Annotated in this window: 23 protein-coding genes and 1 pseudogene; 12 read left to right on the forward strand and 12 right to left on the reverse strand. The window is 30.4% G+C overall.

Annotated features, from left to right (window positions below; all coding sequences use genetic code 11):
• Window positions 1–29: 29 nt before the first annotated feature.
• Window positions 30–1274, reverse strand: a pseudogene (locus tag BM549_RS05465) (DUF4331 family protein).
• A 150-nt stretch (window positions 1275–1424) separates the two neighbouring features.
• Between BM549_RS05465 and BM549_RS05470 the strand changes: the two are divergent.
• Entirely contained in the window at window positions 1425–2615 is a 1191-nt protein-coding gene (locus BM549_RS05470; protein ID WP_290469351.1) for an LETM1-related biofilm-associated protein, read from the forward strand.
• A 6-nt stretch (window positions 2616–2621) separates the two neighbouring features.
• Here BM549_RS05470 and BM549_RS05475 read toward each other — a convergent pair whose 3' ends face one another.
• Genes BM549_RS05475 through BM549_RS05495 form a run of 5 tightly spaced genes read right to left on the reverse strand, consistent with a single transcriptional unit; the run spans window position 2622 to window position 6193 of the window.
• Window positions 2622–3377 carry a LytTR family DNA-binding domain-containing protein gene (locus tag BM549_RS05475; protein ID WP_013870576.1) on the reverse strand — a complete coding sequence of 252 codons (756 nt, stop codon included), beginning with the start codon at window positions 3375–3377 and terminating at the stop codon, window positions 2622–2624.
• A gap of 36 nt (window positions 3378–3413) precedes the next feature.
• Window positions 3414–3761, reverse strand: a complete 348-nt coding sequence (locus BM549_RS05480; RefSeq protein WP_013870575.1) for a 2TM domain-containing protein — start codon at window positions 3759–3761, stop codon at window positions 3414–3416.
• 8 nt (window positions 3762–3769) lie between these two features.
• Window positions 3770–5113 carry a 2TM domain-containing protein gene (locus BM549_RS05485; protein ID WP_290469352.1) on the reverse strand — a complete coding sequence of 448 codons (1344 nt, stop codon included), beginning with the start codon at window positions 5111–5113 and terminating at the stop codon, window positions 3770–3772.
• 15 nt (window positions 5114–5128) lie between these two features.
• A complete protein-coding gene (locus tag BM549_RS05490; protein WP_290469353.1) occupies window positions 5129–5767 on the reverse strand; it encodes a hypothetical protein in 639 nt (212 codons plus the stop codon).
• Between the two features lie 12 nt (window positions 5768–5779).
• A complete protein-coding gene (locus BM549_RS05495; protein WP_290469354.1) occupies window positions 5780–6193 on the reverse strand; it encodes a DUF2141 domain-containing protein in 414 nt (137 codons plus the stop codon).
• 173 nt (window positions 6194–6366) lie between these two features.
• Here BM549_RS05495 and BM549_RS05500 point away from each other — a divergent pair, with 173 nt between their 5' ends.
• From BM549_RS05500 to BM549_RS05515, 4 genes are read left to right on the forward strand one after another with little or no spacing between them, the layout of a single operon-like run.
• Entirely contained in the window at window positions 6367–6801 is a 435-nt protein-coding gene (locus BM549_RS05500; protein WP_290469355.1) for a hypothetical protein, read from the forward strand.
• A complete protein-coding gene (locus BM549_RS05505) occupies window positions 6794–7213 on the forward strand; it encodes a hypothetical protein (RefSeq protein ID WP_290469356.1) in 420 nt (139 codons plus the stop codon). Before BM549_RS05500 ends, BM549_RS05505 begins: the two co-directional genes overlap by 8 nt.
• Before the next feature lie 44 nt (window positions 7214–7257).
• The gene (locus tag BM549_RS05510) at window positions 7258–7761 is read left to right on the forward strand and encodes a hypothetical protein (RefSeq protein WP_290469357.1); all 504 of its coding nucleotides are present in this window, start codon (window positions 7258–7260) and stop codon (window positions 7759–7761) included.
• A gap of 4 nt (window positions 7762–7765) precedes the next feature.
• On the forward strand, window positions 7766–8086 hold the full coding sequence (locus BM549_RS05515) for a hypothetical protein (protein WP_013870568.1): 321 nt from the start codon (window positions 7766–7768) through the stop codon (window positions 8084–8086).
• 3 nt (window positions 8087–8089) lie between these two features.
• Here the strand turns inward: BM549_RS05515 and BM549_RS05520 are convergent, their stop codons facing one another.
• A complete protein-coding gene (locus BM549_RS05520; RefSeq protein WP_290469358.1) occupies window positions 8090–10243 on the reverse strand; it encodes a TonB-dependent receptor in 2154 nt (717 codons plus the stop codon).
• A gap of 285 nt (window positions 10244–10528) precedes the next feature.
• On the opposite strand from BM549_RS05520, the gene BM549_RS05525 reads away from it, so the two are divergent.
• From BM549_RS05525 to BM549_RS05535, 3 genes are read left to right on the forward strand one after another with little or no spacing between them, the layout of a single operon-like run.
• A complete protein-coding gene (locus BM549_RS05525) occupies window positions 10529–11023 on the forward strand; it encodes an RNA polymerase sigma factor (protein ID WP_013870566.1) in 495 nt (164 codons plus the stop codon).
• Window positions 11024–11027: 4 nt separating this feature from the next.
• Entirely contained in the window at window positions 11028–11663 is a 636-nt protein-coding gene (locus BM549_RS05530) for a hypothetical protein (protein ID WP_290469359.1), read from the forward strand.
• The gene (locus BM549_RS05535) at window positions 11663–12118 is read left to right on the forward strand and encodes a hypothetical protein (RefSeq protein ID WP_290469360.1); all 456 of its coding nucleotides are present in this window, start codon (window positions 11663–11665) and stop codon (window positions 12116–12118) included. Before BM549_RS05530 ends, BM549_RS05535 begins: the two co-directional genes overlap by 1 nt.
• A gap of 3 nt (window positions 12119–12121) precedes the next feature.
• Here BM549_RS05535 and BM549_RS05540 read toward each other — a convergent pair whose 3' ends face one another.
• Window positions 12122–12928: a 1-acyl-sn-glycerol-3-phosphate acyltransferase gene (locus tag BM549_RS05540; RefSeq protein WP_013870563.1), complete on the reverse strand. Its 807-nt coding sequence runs from the start codon at window positions 12926–12928 to the stop codon at window positions 12122–12124.
• Window positions 12929–12972: 44 nt separating this feature from the next.
• Window positions 12973–13614: a CoA pyrophosphatase gene (locus BM549_RS05545; protein ID WP_290469361.1), complete on the reverse strand. Its 642-nt coding sequence runs from the start codon at window positions 13612–13614 to the stop codon at window positions 12973–12975.
• A gap of 2 nt (window positions 13615–13616) precedes the next feature.
• On the opposite strand from BM549_RS05545, the gene BM549_RS05550 reads away from it, so the two are divergent.
• The 4 genes from BM549_RS05550 to BM549_RS05565 all read left to right on the forward strand — a co-directional run bounded on the left by BM549_RS05550 (window position 13617) and on the right by BM549_RS05565 (window position 17538).
• Window positions 13617–14330, forward strand: coding sequence for a peptidylprolyl isomerase (locus tag BM549_RS05550; protein WP_290469362.1), 714 nt, complete (start codon window positions 13617–13619; stop codon window positions 14328–14330).
• Between the two features lie 68 nt (window positions 14331–14398).
• Complete coding sequence (locus BM549_RS05555) at window positions 14399–16543, forward strand: M3 family metallopeptidase (protein ID WP_290469363.1); 2145 nt, start codon at window positions 14399–14401, stop codon at window positions 16541–16543.
• Between the two features lie 15 nt (window positions 16544–16558).
• A complete protein-coding gene (locus BM549_RS05560; protein WP_290469364.1) occupies window positions 16559–16921 on the forward strand; it encodes a DUF2200 domain-containing protein in 363 nt (120 codons plus the stop codon).
• Between the two features lie 14 nt (window positions 16922–16935).
• Window positions 16936–17538, forward strand: a complete 603-nt coding sequence (locus tag BM549_RS05565) for a DUF1801 domain-containing protein (RefSeq protein ID WP_290469365.1) — start codon at window positions 16936–16938, stop codon at window positions 17536–17538.
• Between the two features lie 64 nt (window positions 17539–17602).
• Here the strand turns inward: BM549_RS05565 and yajC are convergent, their stop codons facing one another.
• Genes yajC through nusB form a run of 3 tightly spaced genes read right to left on the reverse strand, consistent with a single transcriptional unit; the run spans window position 17603 to window position 19347 of the window.
• On the reverse strand, window positions 17603–17890 hold the full coding sequence (yajC, locus tag BM549_RS05570) for a preprotein translocase subunit YajC (protein ID WP_290469366.1): 288 nt from the start codon (window positions 17888–17890) through the stop codon (window positions 17603–17605).
• Window positions 17890–18381, reverse strand: coding sequence for a DUF1573 domain-containing protein (locus BM549_RS05575; protein ID WP_290469367.1), 492 nt, complete (start codon window positions 18379–18381; stop codon window positions 17890–17892). Before BM549_RS05575 ends, yajC begins: the two co-directional genes overlap by 1 nt.
• A 54-nt stretch (window positions 18382–18435) precedes the next feature.
• The gene (gene nusB, locus BM549_RS05580) at window positions 18436–19347 is read right to left on the reverse strand and encodes a transcription antitermination factor NusB (protein WP_290469368.1); all 912 of its coding nucleotides are present in this window, start codon (window positions 19345–19347) and stop codon (window positions 18436–18438) included.
• Between the last annotated feature and the right edge of the window lie 4 nt (window positions 19348–19351).

Genomic DNA, 19351 nt, shown 5'->3' on the forward strand with positions numbered 1-19351 from the left:
AATTAACGCTCTATAATTAATTTAGACTTCTAGTGAGGAGAAGCTAAATATGGAAAAGAGGCTAAAAAAGCTTTATCGTTAGAAGGTACATTATCACTTGTTAAACCTGGATTTTCTGATCCGTCTGGTCCTCCAAATATTAATGTTAATTCTATATCAATTACATCGTCCATTAAAGTTCTACCAGTTAAAACAGTAGATAAATCTGCACTTGCAAAAGTTGTTTCTCCATCTAAATCTACAGTTAAAACATCTGTAGCTAAGGCTGTAGTAAATTGAGTTGCTGTAAAACCTAAGGCATTTGTTGTGTACCCAGGATTTAAGGCTAATAATTTATCTTCAAAAGCTGTTTGAAATGCAGCACCTTGCGCAGAAGGAACTGTAGTATTAAACATGTCCTTACTTCCGTCATTTACAAAAACGGTATTTATAGCAGGCCTTGCCATTTGGTCATCTTGTGTGTAAGTTCCAGAGAAATCTGGACCTGGTGCTACTGTAATAAGAGCAGCATCATCGTCGTTAGAACAGTTAAAAGATACAGCCGAAACTAGTATCGCTAACATGTATATTTTTATATTTTTCATAATATTAAGTTTATTTTTTGTTAGTTATTATTTAGACTTAGTTTCTACCCAAGTATTTATTGTTCCTGTTCCTCCTATTAAACTTTTAGGAACCTCAACTACTAATGATAATACGTTAGTACCTGCAAATAAATCTGTACCAGGATCGTTAAAACTAGTTGCATTTCCTGCAATAATTTCAGAATACTGAGCAAAATCAAAATAAAATGGATCGTCTCTTAATCCTGCAAAGGCAGTAATTCCAGATGCATTTGTTGCAGAAATAGCATTAGACCCATAAGGTGTAATATCTACTACAGTTATTACTGCATCTGTGTTTATTGTACTATTTAAATCTGTAGATGTTGATGCAAACGGCCCAAAAACATACATTTTTCCATCTCTAGGTATTGCTTGCATTACCATATCTTGTATTGCATCTCCATTGGTGTCGATATTAATTTCAATTAAAACATTCTCATCAAAATCTACCGATGATGATGCTGAAGGACTAATTAAACCTCTAACATTTGCTACAAAAGCAATATTATCTGTGTTTTCTGCTCTAAAAGCATAAAAGTCTGTAATATCTGTAGACGAACTAGCTCCGCCACCACTTACAGCTGGCGCATCAATGTGATCGGCAGCTACCATTAGAAATCCAGCAACTGTAATTACTGCGACTCCAAGTAAAATTTTCATTTTTTTCATAATAATGAGATTTTTTGTTTATTAATTTTTGGTTCTCACCTATATTTACGGAAATAAAGAAACATAGGTTTTGTTAAAATTGTGTTAACAATTAAAACCTATATAAACTACTATTAATTACAGATAGTTAATAGCTCAAAAAATAAAAAAGTGAACCCATCTACTAAAGGTTGGATTAAAAAGTTTGGCAGTCTTGTAGACTCAGAGTCTCTGGTTTATAAAGATTATAACGATTTGTATTTTAAACTTAGAAGTACAGGCTTAGTTTATGGTTTAAGCGATACCGTGCCAGACCACTTTAAACATGATACGCAGTTTTCATTAGATGAATTAGTGAAAATTAATTTTATTGATGCTTTGTTTCATTGTTATTGTTTTAAAAATGAACATCCAAAATTTGAAGATTTTATTCCTTCAATTTTAAAATTTTACAAAACTTTAGAATTGTCTGAACTTTCTGTTTGGGATAAGCTTTTAATAGGAAAAGATAATTTTTCGGTATTAGAACGCCTTATTAACGATCGTGTTTTAGCAGATAATAACATACTTACACGTAACTTTAATAAAACCATTGTAAACTCGTTAATATTTATAGATGTAATTGCTTATGAAAGGTATTTAAGAAGCGATTATAATATTAAAGACTATGTTTCTAACTTAGAATCTATGGTTATGAATATTACTTATGATGCTTTAAGTTTTAAAGACAAGAAGAAGAAAGCAGATACCGAAATACTTAGTACCATACAAGAATCTACTTCATTTATAGAAACTGATAGAGCCGATTTAAATCAATTTTACCATCGTGAAATTGAAACCAAATATTCTTCTACTGAAAAAAAATATTTTATAGACATGGCTTGTCTCTCGGTTTGGGAAGACCAGTTTGTAGATGATAAAGAATATAATTTTATAAAAGCTTTAGGTGCAGATATGAATCTCTCTGAAGAAAATGTAAACGACTCTTTATCTCACATAGCAACGTTTTATAAAAAGCATAAAAACAACTTTTTAATATTTAAATCGTCAAGTCAATTTAGTGTTTTTTACGAGAACTCATCACAATATGTAGCCAAACTAATTAAACGAAACAGTAAACGTATTTTTAGAGAATTAAACCAAAGTAAAGACCTTATGTTATTACTAACTCAGGCAACAACTAGAGAGTTAACTAAAGAGGAACAAAATAAAGTGCAAGCCCAATTAAAAGATATTTTTAAAACTATACCAAGTTTGGCTATTTTTATATTACCTGGTGGTGCTATTTTATTACCAATTGTTGCTAAGCTTATACCTAATATGTTACCTTCTGCCTTTGATGACAATAAAATTGAAGAGTAATTTTTATTATTCTAACCAATTTTTAAAATCTTTTACACGTTCTCTGGCTACTATAACATCTTGCTCATTATAACTATTTAATTTTATTTGAAGTCTTGAATTGGTGTAACTCACCATATCGTTTATAGCTTGAATGTTTACAAAAAACTTTCTATTTATTCTATAAAACAGTTTAGGTTCTAACTCGTTTTCTAAACTATCTAAAGTTGTGTCTAGCAAATAGTTTCTACCATCGGTTGTATGCAAATAGGTTCCTTTGTTTTCACTATAAAAACATTCAATTTCATCTACATTAATTAGCTTTAAATGTTGCCCAACTTTAACCGAGAACCGTTTTTTGTACTCTCTTTCAATTGGGTTAACCAACAGCTTTTTAATATCGTTAAAATCTAAAGTTACTTTTTGTTTTTCTGGCAATCTGGTTTTAAACTTTGAAACCGCTTGGTCTAATTCTTCATCATCAATAGGCTTAAGTAAATAATCAATACTGTTTAATTTAAAGGCTTGTAATGCGTACTCATCATAAGCAGTGGTAAAAATTATAGCAGACTGTATTTCTACAGCATCAAATATTTCGAAAGATAAGCCATCACTTAATTGAATGTCTAAAAAAATTAAATCTGGATGTTCATTATTTTGAAACCATCCTATAGCTTCTTCTACAGAGTGCAACATTGTTTCTGCTTCAATACTTAAAGCTTGTAACATACGCTGTAAACGTCTTGCAGATGGTTTTTCGTCTTCAATTATTATTACTTTCATTTAAAAATAAATTGACTATTAATATTTATAATGTAATTATTCCCAACGGTTTTTATCTTTTTCCATATACTTTTCTATCTGGCGTTTTTCCCAAGTTTTACCAAATATTAAATTTGGTCCAAATACACCCATAAAATGAAAAAACAAGCCAATACCCCAAAAAATAGGTGTTGAAAATACTTCTATGCTCCAAAAATCACCACCCTTAAGGTTTCTAGAAATTATAAACACAATAAAAATATTTACAATTACATACCAAAATAAATGCCAGTAAAATCCAACTATTTTTTCTACACGTTTTTGCGCTCTTATATAGGCTTCTTCTCGCTCATAATCGCGTTGTGATTCATTTTCAAGATAAGGTTCTATATTTTTATTTTCCATGATTATTTTTATTTATAACGATTATTAGCTTGCTCTTCTTCCATAAACTTTTCTATTTGGCGTTGCTCCCAATTGCGCCCTAAAACACCATCGTTTACAAATACTTTATAAGCATGAAATGCAATACCTAATCCCCAACCAAATACTGGAAATAGAAACCATTTAAACTCCCAATAGGTTTGATAATTTATAAATATTAAAAACGGGATTACAAAGCAGTAAGAGATTATGTTGTAATAAAATTCTTTTATTTCTTCTACTCGTTTTCGCGCTCTTACGTAGCGATCGTCAAATTGTTTTTGTGGTAATTGTCTCATTGTTTTTATTTGTTTTGTAAGCATTGGAATGGTTACTCTAAAATTAGTTTTAGACTCATTTATACTTACTAATTTGTTTGTTAATAATTGATAGCGTTGTTTTATATTATTTAAACCTACGCCACTACTCTTTTTTACTACTTGTTTGGTTTGCAAGTTATTTTCTACAACTAGATTGCCGTTTTTCTCATAAATTTTAATGTGTAATGGCTTACTAGCTGTTACAGTGTTATGCTTTACAGCATTTTCTAAAAGTAATTGTAATGATAATGGTACTACTTTACTTTCTGGATTTGAGGCTTGCTCAGGTATGTCAAAAATTATACTGTCTTCAAACCTCATTTTTAATAACGACATGTAGGTTTTTGCAAATTTTAATTCTTCGTCTACAGTTACTAAATCCTTATTTTTTTGTTCTAAAACGTAACGGTAAACTTTAGATAGGCTCGTGGTAAACTTTTGTGCGCTATTTGGGTTTTCTTCAATTAAACTGGTTAATACATTTAAACTATTAAATAAAAAATGAGGATCTAATTGGTTTTTTAAAGCGTCAAACTTTGCACTTGCTGTTCCTGCAATTACCTTTTGCTCTTTTATTTTATTTTTTTGATAGCGATTGTAAAAATATATGGCATGAAATACAAACACTATAAGCATAGTAATTACAAAACCAAACTCGTAAGCTTCTAAGCTTTCATTTTGTAAAAAACTACTAAATGAATTGCCGTAATATATAACCGATGTGAATGCACGTAAAAAAAATAAACCTATAAGCGTTATTAAAATAGAACCTACAATACCTATTATTATTCTTTTTTTGCCATCTGTATCTTTCCAACTTCTGTTTTCTAAATAGCCAAAGTAAAACATATTACTAAAGCCTAACACAAATGCATAAAGTTGATAGAACCCAAAAGCAATTAAAAATTGTGTTGTTGATTTGTGCTGGTAATCTTCAAAAAACACAGTACCAATAATAAAAACTAAAGTTCCTATTAAAAAAGTGATTAATAATTGTTTGGTTACTCTATGCATAATTATACAAATTAATTATAGTTTACATTCTGCTAATGCTTTTTTAGCACCATCCATTCCCCATTTAGGATGTAAACTTGTTTCTGGTTTAAAGTTAGTAAAAAGTTCTATCGCCTTTTCTATATCCTTGCAAAAAGGTTTTGTATCCTGACCAAAGAATTTTGCTGCTCCCATATCCCATTGTGTTTTACTTAATAATACACGTGGGTTTTTAGGTGACAATTTATAAGCTTCTTCATAAATTTTTACAATTTTTGGTGATAATGTCATACCATATTTTGCGCCATCTTTTGCAACATATACTGTATGCAACATGGCTTGAAGTACCATAATCTCACTATTCTCTTTAGAAATTGCTGTGGCGTCGTTTAAAAAATTTTGTGCACGGTTTAAATTAGCATGCACGGTTTCCATATTATTTTCAGAAAATCCGCCAGTAATTAAAACCATTGCCGCATAATATGGCGGTAACCAATTGTCTGGTTCTGCACTTGCTATACGTTCAAAAAGGTTTACAGCATCGGCTGGATTACTTTCCCATAGTGCTAAGGCTTTTGTCATACCTTTTTCAAAGTTTGTATTTGTTTTAGTTTCGGTTTGTGCATTTAACTGTGACGTTAAAAACATAATAATTAATAGTGCTAGTTTGTACATAATTTGTGTTGTTTAAAGTGAAATATTTTGTGTTACATTTTTAGAATCTACTGTAAAAACAGCATCTTCCCATTTTGGTGGTCCCATAAAACCTTTAGCGTTATTAGATGTTCCATAATCTTCCTTTGGAATTCCAAATACGTAAGTGTCTAATTTTTTATTATCGTTAACATCATGAAATAAAGACACTGCATAATCTCCAGGTTCTACATCTTGAAATACAACCGTAGCTGTATTTTTAGTTACTTTTTTAAGCTTCCCTTTTACAGTTTTCTTTAAAAATTGTGATTCGTTATCGTAAAGTCCAATAACTAAAGTGCCTTTATACGTGTCTATATTAGAAATATTAACCGTAATGTTTTGTGCCTGCGCAGTTATAAACTGAAAAGAAAATAAAACTGCTAAAATTAAAAGTGAACGTTTCATAAGTATTGGTTTTTAATGTTGATACAAATATCTTATAGAACACGTGTTTTAAAAAAAGCAACTTACCGAACTGTCATTTTTTAATACCGAATTGTAACAACTAAGCAAAACCTTGATTTTTATAGGTTTATTTTAATTGAATATTAGTAACTTTAAAACATCATTTTTAAAATATGTCGCAATTTTTTACACCTAAATTAGTTTGGACAATCGTTTTAGTTTGCATTGGTATTATTGTATTTTTAAATGCTCTACTAAACCTTAACACTGTTAAAAACGATACCGTTAATAACCGGTTGAGCTTTTGGGCAAATGGTAAATATTTTTTTATCACTTTTCTTTGGGGAGTTTTAGGTGGGCATTTTTTTATGGGTACTGTAAAGCCTTTATTTTGCTGTAACTGGTGGTTACCCGTTTTACTTTTAATTATAATTTGTGTTGTATTAATATTACTTAAAAAAAAAATTAAACCTAAACCTTACCTACAAGCATTTCTATTAATTTCTGGTTTATTATATGGGCATATTATTTGGTCTCAACGTCATGAAGCTACTATTTTTCAAGATGGTGAATGTTTAAACACTAATATTTTTTGTAGCAATGAGTAAGTTTATTTCATTTATAAATAATGACACCGTTATTAAATGGTTAGAGTATTTTTTAATTGCTCTTTTTGTAATACTTATAATCTGGGATTTTTATTTAGCCTTAGATGATTTAAACGATAATACTATTAGTAAGGTAATACAAAACAATGTAGACAGTGGCTTGTTTATACTCATTTATTTTTGGGGAGCAATATGTGCAAATATATTTTTTCCTGTTCGCCATAAACCACGAATAAATCCAACAGTTGGAACTGCCATATTATATATTGTAGCTATTTTAATTTGGATTGTTGATGCTGGAAAAAAGGTAGACGATATTGTTACTGTAGACTTATATAAAAATCTTCTTGGTATGGCTTTTGGCTTTATTATAGGTTTTATTTTTTGGAGACAAAGACAACTTTTACAATAGTTTAATCTAAAAATTATAAAATATTTAAATGAAACTATAATATTATGAAATTGCAAAAAACCTTTTCACAAAAGCTTATTCTTATTACCTTAAGCTTATGCTTGCTATCAAGTTGTCGTGCAGCATTAGCTCCAGAATATGATAAAGCGATTGTCCAGAATTTAACCGAAACCACAAGCAAAACTTTACAATTTTTAGCATCTGTTTCTATTGGTACTAATGCCGAAACATTTAGCTCACGCGAAAACAAATACAACGAACTCATTGGCGAGTTTGAAATGCTAAAACTTTTAGCAAGAGCACGACCTTTGCCTAAAAATAATGTTACTCAAAAAATAAATAAAATATTAGCTTCTAAAAACGGACCAACAAATACAGACGATTATCCAAGTGCTTTTGCTTTTAATCGCATTGTACAAAACCTAAATAAAATGAAAGCTACAGACAAAAAAACAGGACTTAACACTACAGTTGTTCAAGCTTTTAAAGGAGAAATAGTTATTTTTTTAGATCAAGCCGTTACTTACGAAAGTTTTTTAAAACGTTAATACCATGAATGCAACAACAGCAAATTTAATAGACGAGATTAAAAAAATTGTATCTGCAATAATAGAAAAAGATATTACTACTGTTAGTGGTTTTAGTGAACGCCAATTAGAAGCCATTTCTAAACAAACACTTATTATTAAAGGCGGCATTGCTACAGGAGATATTGATGACGATTTAATAGATTTTTTTCTTGAAGGTCTTCATGCTATGACTACCAATTTTGTAAATACTCTTAAAGGCATTTTAAAGGTTGTTCTAGAAAAAGTATGGAATGCTGTAATTAGTGTTTTATATCAAGCTATTGGTATTTTAGGTTTCAATTAATTTTTATAAATCATTTAATTGGTTGTCTGTTCCGTTGTCACTTATAGTCCAAAAGAAACCTACAAAAAAGAATTGATCTGCAGCTGGACGTAATGTTTGTCTTGCAAAATTATTATTTACATCTGGTGTGTTTGCATATTGATAACCATTAATGTTTTTAAAGCCTAATACATTATTTACAGAAAAATATAATATTTTTTGCTGACTTAATAAATACGCCCAATTTAAACTTAAGCTGTTATAACTTTTTGTTTTTTGATTTAAAAAACCACCTTGATTTGGGTTAGTATATGTTCTACCAGATGCAAATGCATAACTTAATCCTACTTGACTTTTCCACTTGTTAATCCAATATTTACCAACTATACTTACGTTGTGTTTATTTGCAAAATTAGGTTGTGCAGCTACTGGATAATTACGGTAATCACGCTTAGTATCTAAAAAAGAATAACTTACCCAATAGTCTATATTTTTTATGCTTTTATTATCACGATAAAAGAAATCTAAACCTTTTGCAAAACCACTTCCGTTACTATTGTAATTAGCTTCAAAACTTGTAAAATCACTATCGTACTTTACTAAATTATCATATTGTTTATAATACGTTTCTGCACGAAATATACGACCATCGCTATTGTATTGGTAGTTTAATATAAAATGTTGGGCTTTTTCGGCTTTAAGATTTTGGTTAAACTTTAAAATAGTACTGTTTGGATTTTGGTAAAAATCACCATAGGCAAAAGATACTTGACTTCTTGCTCCTGTTTTATAGGCTAACGATGCTCTTGGCGAAAGAGTTGTTTCTTTAAATAACTCGCTATATTCTACACGAAAACCTGCTTTTAAAGCCACTTTTTTAGAGAATATTACATCTGCTTCTGTAAATGCAGCGCTTATATTATTTTTATATCCATAATCTATAGGTGAAACAAAATTATCCTGGTATGCTTCATTAAAATTGGTATTAAAATATTCGGCACCAAAATTAAGTTTAAAACGGTTACTAAAGCTTTTTCTAAACTTTAGTTTTGCATGTATAGAATTTTCTGTATCGTCTATATCACTTTGCTCTATATTAATATTATTTTTTGCATGCGTATAACTTACTCCTGTTTCTAATCGCCACTTGTTTTTAAGCTTTGCTTTATACGAGCCGTTAAAATATAAATTGCTATTGTTTAGTTTAAAATTTACACCGTTTTGAAAATTAATATCCTCTTGTGTTAATTGAAAGTTAGACGTATCAAAAGCGGTATAAAGCTTTAATAATCCGTTGTTTGTTTTTTGTCTAAAAACGGCTTCTCCACTAGCGTTTTCATAAGGTTTTTGCCAATTATTACGATCTGGAAAAAGTGCTGTATACGGTGCTAAATTTATATAGCTTGCATTTATACTTAAAGAACTTTTATCCCATTTTTGTGTATTACCTAAACCTGCTCCAACGCTCATAACTCTAATTTCGGTTTTGTTTTGATCTGGTTCTTGAAAGGTGTTTAATAGTAAAACGCTAGATAATGCTTGACCATACTCGGCACTATAACCACCTGTAGAAAATGTAATACCATCAAATAAAAATGGCGAATAACGACCACGTGTTGGTATATTATTGGTTGTTGGTGTATACGGTGTAAATACACGAATACCGTCTATAAAAATTTGTGTTTCGTTTGCTTCTCCTCCACGAACAAAAAGCCTACCATCTTCGGCAACTGTTGTTGTTCCTGGCAATGTTTGCAATGCACCAACAAAATCGCCTAAAGCGCTTGCTGTTGTAACCACATCCATAGATGTTAATGCGGAAACTTTACTGTTGTCACCGGCAGAAAATGTTCCGGCAGATAAAACTACGGTTTCTAAGGCGTTAATATCGTCTCGTAATTGTATTTTTAAGTTTTGTAATGTACTTACAGCGCTTGCCATTTGAAAAGTTTCGTAACCTACATAAGAGATTACCAGAATTTGTGTACCTGTTTCGGTAGTTGTAAAATTAAAAGTTCCGTCTTGTAAGGTTGTAGTACCATCGTACGTTCCTTCTAGGTATATATTTGCTCCTACAATTGGTTCATTTTTTTTATTGGTTACTGTTCCTGTAATTTGTGTTTGTGCTATACTTGCATAGCTTATTAAACTTAGTAGTAATGGTAAAATACATTTCATGATTGTTCGTTTTAATTGATGAGGCAAATATGCAATCGTACTTTAGTTTTTTAAATTGATTATTACCGAGTTGTAGTATTTAAATGATGAAATGTATTTATTTACTTTTTTAATAAGCTTTTTAATACTGCGTTAGGGATTGAAGCATTGTTGGAGCTCATCTCTGATAGCGACTGCAAAAAGCCCGACCTTTAGGTAACGCCCAAATAAAAAATAAAATTATTTTAAGTTTATTGTAACATATCTAAATTTAATACTACTTATATATTAACCTAACCAACAACATTGAATAAAGAACTTGAACATAGTTTTGTAGAATTGCTTGAGAAGCACCAGAATATTGTGCACAAGGTATGCCGTTTGTATACTAATAATTATGATGCACATAATGATTTGTTTCAAGAGATTACCATACAGTTATGGCGAGCGTATCCAAAATTTCGTGGTGACTCGAAGTTTAGTACTTGGATGTATCGTGTTGGGTTAAATACCGCTATTACACTTTACAGAAAGTCTAAACGAAGTATTAAAACAACAGAATTTGATACTGTACAGTTTAAAATTAAAGCTGAAGATTATGATGATACTGAGGAGCAACAACTTAAACTATTGTATCAAGCCGTACACCAATTAAACGATATTGAAAAAGCGCTTGTTTTCTTGTATTTAGAAGATAAGAATTATAAAGAAATTAGTGAAACAATGGGTATTACCGAGGTTAATGCACGTGTGAAAATGAATAGAGTGAAAACCAAATTAAGAACCATATTAAATCCGTAAACCTATGGATGAATTAGATTTATTAAAAAAACACTGGCAAAGTGATGGTGTTGAAGACAAACACATAACTACAAAGGATATTTATCCTATGCTGCTAAAAAAATCGTCTTCTATTGTAAAGACTCTATTTTATATTAGTATTGCAGAATTAATATTTTGGATATTGGTAAACACTTTACCTCTATTTTTTAGTGATAGCTATAACCAAAAACTAAATGAAATGTATGGCGATGGCATTGTAATGCCTATTCTAGCTTTTTTAAGTTATGCTGTTATTTTAGTTTTTGTGTATTTACTTTTTAAATCTTACAAAGGTATCTCTGTTACAGATAGTGCAAAAAAATTAATGGAGAATATACTTAAAACCCGAAAGGTGATTAAGTACTATGTAATTTATAATTTAATTATGGCATTTTTATCTATGTTAGTTGGCTTTTATTATGCCTTTAAAAATGACCCAAATATTAAAACTGTTTTTCAAGATGCCGAAAGTGGTACTTTTATAGTAACTGCAATAGTATTAATACTTTTTACAGGATTATTTGTACTTGTTATTTGGTTGTTTTACAGATTAATTTACGGTATACTTTTAAGACGTTTAAATAGAAATTACAAGGAGTTAAAAAAACTTGAAGTATAATGGTTTTAGAAAATTACATAGCTTATTTTAAGGATTTAAAAACTGAAAGCATTAATAAAAAAGAACTTAATATTTATAATGCTTATATAAACCTTTTTACAGATTTAAAACTTAGAATTTTAAGTACTGAAGATTTAGCTTTAATTGAAAATAAAATAGAATTATTAGATCTTGCAGATACTACATCCAGAAAAGATTTAAACAAAAAATTACAGAAACTGCTTAAGTTTTTAGAAACTAATTTTGGGTTAATACCAGAAAAGCATTACGAAACTAGCTATATGGGTATTGGCATGTGCTTTGGCATGCTTGCTAATTTGGTTTTTGGTATAGTAAGCCTAGTTATTGGCTTAGTTATAGGAATGTGTATTGGTTTGTTTATAGGTTCTCAAAAGGATAAAAAAGCAAAAGAAGATGGCCTTGTTTTAGATTACAAATCACCTTATTCTTTTTAAGGTTTAACTATCTATCCACTCACGTTGTTTATTTAACTCTTCCCTAGCTTCTAATTCTTCTTGAGGTATTACTTTTAAAAATGAAGGATGTTGCTCTATTGCATATTCTATTTTTTCAACTATTTCTGCAATACTTTCATTTTCGTAATCAATTTTTAATGGTTCTTTAATTTCAAAAGTTTGATATACGTTTTTCTTTTTAATACGTAATCCTTTTTTATCAAAACTACGTCTAAAACCATCTATTACTATTGGTACAACTACTGGTTTGTAACGTTTTATAATGTGTGCTGTTCCTTTTCTAATTGGCTTAAACGGTGTTGTTGTTCCTTGAGGAAAGGTAATTACCCAACCGTCTTGTAAGGCAGTGTTAATTGCCGATATATCACTCATTTTAACTTGCCTGTTTACATCTTTACCTTCGCTTCTCCATGTACGTTCTATACTTATAGATCCTGTATATGCAAATATTTTAGGCAGTAAACCAGATTTCATTGTTTCTTTTGCTGCAACGTAATACATGTTTAATTTAGGGTTCCATAAATAACCTACGTTTTTTATGGAGTCTTCTCTGTTACTTAAACTTGCATTAAATACATGAAACATAGATATTACATCGGCAAAATAAGTTTGGTGATTGGATATAAATAATACGTTTGTATCTGGTAAGTCTTTTATAATTTCAGAGCCTTCAATTTGTAGTTCGTTAAAGCCTCTAAAACGTCTGTGCGATAACACACCAAGAATTCTAATTAGCCATTTCTTAACCCACAATATATGTCCGAAAGGATTTTTTTTGAATAATCCCATAATAATTTCACTGTTTTACGATTAGCAAAGGTACAGAATCATAACTATTTTATAGCGCAATTTAACAAGTCTTTCACTTCACTAAGCATCATTGCTGTTGCTCCCCAAACAAGATGCGAATTTAAATTATAAGCTGGAACATTGACTTTTAGACCATTATAAGTAGTTACTTCTTTTTCGGTAATATTATTTTCATCTAAAAAATGAGTGAGTTTTACCTCTAATAAATCTTCTACCTCTGTATCCTGTTTTGTAAAAATAGGTGTGTTTTTAACTATACCTATATAAGGTTGCACATGAAAATTACTTGGTGGTATATACACTTCTGTTAGTTTTTTTAAAACAGTAATACTACTAGCATCTACTCCTATTTCTTCTTCGGTTTCTCTTAAAGCAGCTTCTTTTGTAGTTTCATTTGCTTCTAATTTACCACCTGGAAAACCTACCTGTGCAGAATGTACACCTTTATACGTTTTTCTAAGTATTAGCATTAACTCTGTTTCGTTATCAAGATTAGGGTAAAATAAAGCCATAACTGCACTTTTTCGCGCGCGTTTTATTTTTTCGGCTTGTAGTTTTATTAATGCTTCACGAAATGGAGGAGACATTTTAAATTGAGAATCTTGACCTGGAAGCGGTAAATTTTCTATTTTTACAATGGATTCTTTAAACTTATTAAAATTCATTTATGCGCTTACTTATTGTATTGTTTATTTCTTTAACATTTTTCAATTGTGAAGATAAACAAACTAAACAAAAAACAACACTACCAAAACAAACCAAACAAAAAGAAGAAAAACCTGAAGCTAAAGAAATAGCTATAGATAGTAGTAAATTATCTCTTGAAGAACGCTTTTTACCTTTAAACGACGATAATGCTATGGATTTCTTTTTGGAGTATGAAAAGGAAAACCAAGAAAACAAAGTGAGATTAGTAACAGACAAAGGTAATATTGATATTTTATTATTTGACACTGTAAAATTCCACCGTGCAAATTTTATTTTTTTAGTAAAAAATAAAGTGTTTGATGGTACACAGTTTCATCGTGTAGTTAAAAATTTTGTGATACAAGGAGGAAATTCAGACAACCGAAAAGTACTTAAAAAGAGACGAAAAATAGGACGATATCTACTTCCGCCAGATACTAAACGTGGTTTTAAACACCATCGCGGTATTATTTCTGTACCAAGTAGTGATATTGAAAATGCTTATAAATTAGCATCACCTTTCGAGTTTTTTATCACCCAAACAAACCAATACCATCTAGATGGTAAATACACTGCTTTTGGGCGTGTAATTAACGGTATGGATGTGGTAGACAAAATTGCTAATGTAGAGGTCGATGGTGGCGATTGGCCAGTGCATAACGTCTACATACAAACAGTAGAAATTTTAAATTAAAGCGCTTAAATTAATATTTAAAATGCTAAAAATTTTATATCTTAAATCCTTCAAACAAAACCAATACCATGCAAACTAAAAAAAGTATAAAACTTATTCTACTTACAGTACTTATTACAATAACTGCTTGTAAAAAAGAAGAACAAAAAAAAGAAACTGTAATGGCAGACAATTTATTACTTGAAGAATGGACTGGACCTTACCAAGGTGTTCCTGCATTCGATAAAATGAAGGTTGAAGATGTAAAAGACGCTATTGAAAAAGGTATGGCATTAGGTCTTGAAGATATTGAGACAATAGCAAATAATCCAGACGAACCAACTTTTAAAAATACTATTGAAGCCATGGAGCGTGCTGGTAAACCTTTAAACCGTGCATTTACATACTATGGTATTTTTAGTAGTAATATGAGTTCACCAGAGTTTAGAGAAGTCTCTTCTGCTTTAGCTCCTAAACTTTCAGAATATCGTTCTAAAATAAACCAAAACGAAAAATTATTTAAACGAATAAAAACAGTATATGATGCGTCTCAAAAAACACCTTTAGACGCAGATCAACAGCGTGTTGTGGAGCTGGTTTACAAAGGTTTTGAAATGAATGGCGCAGAACTCGATACCGAAAAGAAAAAACGTTATGCTGAAATAAATAAAGAATTATCTTCTTTATACAGCGATTTTTCAAATAACGTATTACATGATGAAGAAAATTATATTACCTACTTAACAAAAGACCAATTAGATGGATTGAGTGATGGTTTTATAAAATCGGCAGCAGCAATTGCAACTGCAAATGGTGAAGACGGAAAATATGCCATAACAAATACAAGGTCCTCAATGGATCCCTTTTTAACCTATGCTACAAACCGAGAATTACGTAAACAAGTTTGGACAAATTATTACTCTCGTGGCGATAATGATGATGAATATGATAATAATGCTATAATCGCAAAAATTTTAAAATTACGTCGTGAACGTGTAGAATTATTAGGATACGATAATTATGCCGATTGGCGCTTACAAGACCGTATGGCTAAAACACCAGAAAATGCCATGAACTTAATGATGGCTGTTTGGCCAGCTGCCATTGCACGAGTAAAAGAAGAAGTTGCAGATATGCAAGCTGTTGCAAATAAAAATGGAGATAACATAACTATAGAACCTTGGGATTACCGTTTTTATGCAGAAAAAGTACGTAAAGCAAAATACGATTTAGATAGCGACGAAGTAAAACAATACTTACAATTAGATAAACTTACACAAGCTTTATTTTATACTGCTGGACGATTATTTAATTATAACTTCAAGCCTATTACAGATGGTAGCGTACCTGTATTTCATGAAGATGTAAAAGTTTGGGAAGTTACAGATAAAGACTCTGGAGAACATATTGGTTTATGGTATTTAGACCCATTTGCAAGACAAGGTAAACGCTCTGGAGCTTGGGCAACAACTTACAGAAGTTTTACAACCTTTGATGGTAAAACCAATGTATTAGCATCTAATAACTCAAACTTTGTAAAAGCTGCACCTGGTGAAGCTGTTTTAGTATCTTGGGATGATGCCGAAACATTTTTTCACGAGTTTGGCCACGCATTACACTTTTTCTCTTCCAATGTAAAATACCCAACTCTAAATGGTGGCGTGAGAGATTATACAGAGTTTCAATCTCAATTATTAGAACGCTGGTTATCTACAGATCAAGTTATAAACCAATTTTTAGTGCATAACAAAACAGGAGAACCAATGCCAGAAGAACTGGTATCTAAAATAAAAAAGGCTTCTACATTTAATCAAGGCTTTGGTACAACAGAGTATTTAGCATCTGCTTTAATGGATATGAAACTACACTTAGCAGATCCTGAAAATATAGATATAGATAAATTTGAACGCGAAACTTTAGCCGAATTAAATATGCCAAAAGAATTACCAATGCGTCACAGAACACCACATTTTGGTCATGTTTTTTCTGGTGAAGGTTATGCTACAGCATATTATGGTTACATGTGGGCAGATGTTTTAACTAGTGATGCATCTGAAGCTTTTAAAGAAGCTCCAGGAGGATTTTATGATGCAGAAGTTGCAGAAAAATTAGTAAAATACCTTTTTGCTCCAAGAAATAGCATGGATCCTGCTGAAGCTTATAGATTATTTAGAGGACGTGATGCTAAAATTGAAGCATTAATGAAAGATCGTGGTTTTCCTATTACCAAATAATTTAAATTAATATATATGGCTACTACTCCAGAACATGATAAACGCGTAGCAGAATTAACATTTGCATCTGTATATCCACATTATGTAACTAAAGTTGAAAAAAAAGGAAGAACCGTAGAAGAGCTCCATACTGTTATAGAATGGCTCACTGGTTTTAATGAAACCACATTAAATGCTTTAATTGAAGAAAAAGTAACCTTTAAAACCTTTTTTGAACGCGCCAAACTAAACGCCAACGCACATTTAATAAAAGGTGTTATTTGTGGCTATAGGATTGAAGACATTACTACTCCTCTAACAAAACAAGCGCGTTATCTAGATAAGTTAATAGATGAACTTGCTAGAGGCAGAAAAATGGAGAAAATACTAAGAAGCTAAGAATTATTTTTATTATGAAAAAAGCGACATCGGTTGAAGAGTATATAGAAAATAATGCCCATTTTAGTGATGCATTAAATACACTAAGAGAACTTATATTATCTACTAATTTAGATGAAGCCATTAAATGGAGCGCACCGGTATATTCGTATAACGGTAAAAATATTATTGGTTTAGCTGCATTTAAAAAACATTTTTGCCTTTGGTTTTTTAATGGTGTTTTTTTAAAAGATAAAAACAACCTATTGGTTAATGCTCAAGAAGGAAAAACAAAGGCCTTAAGGCAAATGCGTTTTGACACTTTAGATGATATAAATAAGCCAACAGTATTAGCATACATTAAAGAAGCTATAGAAAACCAAAAACTAGGCAAAGAAATCAAGCCTGTTCGTACTACTAAAAAAGATATTACTATTCCAGATTTATTAAAAAATGAAATAAATACAAATATAGATTTTAGTAATGCTTTTAAAGGTTTAACGCTTTCTAAACAGCGTGAATACTGTAACTATATTATAGATGCAAAAAGAGAACCTACAAAAATTAAAAGGCTAGACAAAATTAAACCTATGATTTTAAATGGTGTTGGTTTGCACGATAAGTATAAAAACTGTTAAGAAATAAATAAAAAAAACCTCAAGTTTACACTTGAGGTTTTTTTTATTTATAAAGTTATAATAATTACTTTTTTGCTGGTGCATTTAATGCCTTACTACTCTCCATAGAAATTTTATCGCGATCGAACTTTAATTTTCCAGACATAGTTTCTATTACGCAACTATTATCTTTTTCATTTAGTTCTACAATTTTACCATGCATACCGCTTTTGGTAATTACTTTATCGCCTCGCTTTAATTCAGCAGCGAATTTTTTTTCGTTTTTAGCACGTTTCATTCCTGGTGCAATCATAAAAAAGTACACTACAGCAAACATTGCTAATATTGGTAAAAAACTTGAAATCTCTCCCATTACTTAATTACTGGAGATGTTGGTTGCGCTTTTGCTGGAGCGTTAGGATCTGGCTTAACAAAAGAAGTTATTTTAACTACTTCTCTCCCTTTTTCTGTATTTGCTGTTACAGTAATAGCCTTAGATGTTTTACCATTTCCTTTTCCATTAAACTTAACAGTAAACTTTCCTTCTTCACCAGGAGCTAAAGGCTCTCTAGACCAATCTTTAGGAATTGTACATCCACAAGAACTTTTTACATCTGTGATTACTAATGGTGCTTCACCTGTATTTTTGTAAGTAAATACAGTTTCTACTGGAGTACCATTAATAATTTCACCAAAATCATGTTCTGTTTTGTCAAACTCAATTACTGGATATTTTGAAGATGCTGCATCTCTAACTGCTGCTGCAGTTACGTTACTTTCATCAATTTTCTTTGTTGCATCTTCTTTACAAGAAGTGAATGCGATCATGCATATTGCACTAAATAATACTAATACTTTTTTCATAATTAAATTTTATTTATTTTGGGTAATGAGCGTAAAAATAATAATAATTTTCAACTACATCAACCCACGGCCAACTTTATTTAGTTTTCCTTCGTTTTCATATTCTTTAACCAACTTATCTAAAATACCATTAATAAAGACTTTACTTTTTGGTGTTGAGTATTCTTTAGAAATTTCTAAATACTCATTAATAGTTACTTTTGTTGGTATTGACGGGAAGTTTTTAATTTCACAAATACCCATTTTAAGTAATAAATAATCAATATTTGCAATACGATCTGCATCCCAATTAGTAGTTTTAGATGCGATTTCTTTAGATAAAATACTTTGGTTTAAAAGTGTTTTTTTAAACAATTTAATTGCAAATTCTTTATCCTCTAGGTTTTTATACAACTTTGGCATAAAATGAAATGCGTCTGACTGTGGTTTTACTTTACGTAAAAGTTTTAATATTGATGTATTTACTGTTGGTAAATCGTCTAACCAGGTTAGGTTTTTATCTTCAATATAATCGTAAAGCTTATCGTTAGGCGCTATAATTTCTTTAAATACATCGACAATAAAATCTCTATCTTCATAAAATGTAGATGTTTTTGTTTTTAAATAGTCTTTATATAGGTCACTTTTAAGTATTGCTCTAAAAATAATTTCTACATATTCACTATCTAAATCCCAGTTTATAGTTTTAATTTCATTAATTCTAGATTTTAGTTGCTCGTTATTTTTAAGCATTACTAAAACTTCGTTATTAATAAATTTTCGGTTAGGATTTTTTTCTTCGTCTGTTGCCAAGTGTTTTTTACTGGTTTTCTCTAAATGACTCTCAGCACGTTCTTGCACAGCAATTAAAAGCGAGATAATTAACAAGTACAAATTGTACATATTATCTATACTGTAAATTAAAAATTTTTGATCTTTAGAAAAATCATCACTTTCTGTACCTTTAAAGGCGTACAATACCTGCATAACT

This window comes from Lacinutrix sp. MedPE-SW, from assembly GCF_001874145.1.
Classification (GTDB): domain Bacteria; phylum Bacteroidota; class Bacteroidia; order Flavobacteriales; family Flavobacteriaceae; genus Lacinutrix.